This is a genomic window from Bathymodiolus platifrons methanotrophic gill symbiont (assembly GCF_002189065.1).
GTDB lineage: Bacteria > Pseudomonadota > Gammaproteobacteria > Methylococcales > Methylomonadaceae > Methyloprofundus.
The window spans coordinates 1-2060 of sequence record NZ_BDMN01000497.1 but is presented as its reverse complement, the minus strand read 5'-3'; the positions used below and the strand labels follow the sequence as shown (position 1 = coordinate 2060).

Genomic DNA, 2060 nt, shown 5'->3' with positions numbered 1-2060 from the left:
GTTCATTAGCAGTATGCCCGTTAAACAAGTGCCCAACCAAGCGGCTTGAATCCGTGTCAAAGCGGCTCCGGGTTTTAGCTGATTGAGCGCATCATTTAAATCGTCAATATAGCTTTGGATAAAGGTGGCTGGGGCATTCATTAACATGGGCTTACACCGATAAAATTACAACAACCTCAGAATACCTGATTTTACCTTCTCAATATCAAAAACTTGAACATCGAGTACTAAGAAACTTTTCTTTCATCGTTTGAAGACGAATTAATCTTTCACATTCATGCCAGGCTTGATGTTTTTCACCAAAATGATCAAGTATATTTTTCCTGATATCGCGTGCTTCACTGGTATCTAATTCGTTTTGTACGATAAATGTTTTGTACTTTTTTAACCATTGAGCAGGTTCTACATCTGGGATAGGGTCAACATCCTGCAATTGCGCCATTACATCTGAACATGGTAGCCCTAAGTTCTCTGTTAATGGTCTATTAGCAGTTGAAATAAGTTCACCTGTTTCACTATCAACTTCATGTTTTATAACACGAATACTTTCTGAAGGAACTGTAGATAATACTTGTGGGCTGTGAGTAGTCACAATAAACTGGATATTTGGGAATGCTTGACGCAATGAAGTAATAACTGTTTGTTGCCATTGTGGATGTAAATGCATATCTATTTCATCAATCATTACCACACCAGGTGATGACTCTGCTGCTTTATCCCCCAAGTGCCCATTTATAAGCACGCAGCGATAAGCAATATCAGCTATCATAGCCAGCATATTTTTTATTCCAGCACTTAATTGAGTAATTTTCATTACCCCATGTTTCGGATGTTTCAATACTAAAGATTTATCGTATTTCTCACTGTACTGTAAATTCTGCCAACCTACAGGTTTTAGAACTTCATTCACCGCATCTTGCACTACTTTAACTGGGTTACGGAGTTCATTAGGTACTTCGATAAAAGTTTCACCATCCTCTAATTTCTTAATTTGATACTCCATAACTTTCAAATAGGCAGAAGTAAACCAATCTTGAAATTGTTTAAAGCTAGATGCCGGGTCTAGGCAGTCCTGATAAGCAAAGCTTCTTATTTGTTCGTTATTTTTTTTAGTTACTCCTGCTTTAACACCCATTAAACGCTTTTCTCGCCACAGACGACCTGTGCCATAATAACCAAATACAGGTAAATTTTCAGGTTCAACATTTAAATCTCTAGTTGCATTCTGTAAAGCTTTAGCTGATTTTTTTAATATCTTTGTTCCAGGATCATCTTTTGTTTGTGATTTTTTAGCTTCACTATCGCGATAACGCTGCCAAGTACTTTTGCTTTCTTGATAATCACCAACAGTAAGAATAGACGATGGGAATTGCCGTGCCATTAAATCCAGTGCGCCAAATATTTGTGATTTCTGTTCGACCGATTTTAAAATTCTTACATCATCAATAGTAATAGTATTCGCTGGATCAGCATAAGAATTTTTTGCCAAATCGAATTGACTCACAAATGGCCACATAGCAATACGCACAGCATCTAAAATAGAAGTCTTGCCTTCACCGTTATTTGCCGCTAATACTGTAATGTGAGGATGAAGATTAATCTCAAGCTTCTGATAACACCGAAAGTTCTCAAGAGTAATTTTTTCTAATTTCATAATATTTGTTCCGGTGCTACTGACTTATACTTCGCGCGGTCACGGATGCGGAATTAGGCTTCCCGTCTAAAGCGGGACAATTTAATGGGTTCTGTCGCAATACTTATCAAAAGCACAGACCTCCAGACAACCAGCGTATCAGCTTTCCTTAAAGACTTTAAACATTGTTCAAGTTCGGGTCTGTCTTTTTTACTTCCTGACGCTTTTTCCTTATAAATTATTTCGCAACCAGCTGCATTAAGCGCGTCTATTTGTAGTGATGTATCTTGAGAAGATGTTGAAACTCGAGCGTAACCTATTTTCATCTGTTTACTTTTTTAACATGGGTTTTATTAACTATAAATAAGGCCTTGTTAATGGTGATTAGCTGTGTTTATGGCGATGTAAAAAATACACTTGTTTTTTT

The 2060-nt window shown here is 37.1% G+C and carries 1 protein-coding gene and 1 pseudogene; both read right to left on the bottom strand.

All coding sequences use genetic code 11. The annotated features are described in order from the left end of the window. Positions 1 to 205: 205 nt before the first annotated feature. Positions 206 to 1654, bottom strand: coding sequence for an AAA family ATPase (locus CDZ78_RS19830; protein ID WP_087871509.1), 1449 nt, complete (start codon positions 1652 to 1654; stop codon positions 206 to 208). A gap of 119 nt (positions 1655 to 1773) precedes the next feature. After that, positions 1774 to 1959: pseudogene (locus tag CDZ78_RS19825) on the bottom strand (recombinase family protein); the annotation flags it as partial. Positions 1960 to 2060 lie beyond the last annotated feature (101 nt).

Coding starts and splice junctions, on each gene's coding strand:
- CDZ78_RS19830 (WP_087871509.1), bottom strand. CDS start 1,654: ATGAAATTAGAAAAAATTACTCTTGAGAACTTTCGGTGTTATCAGAAG.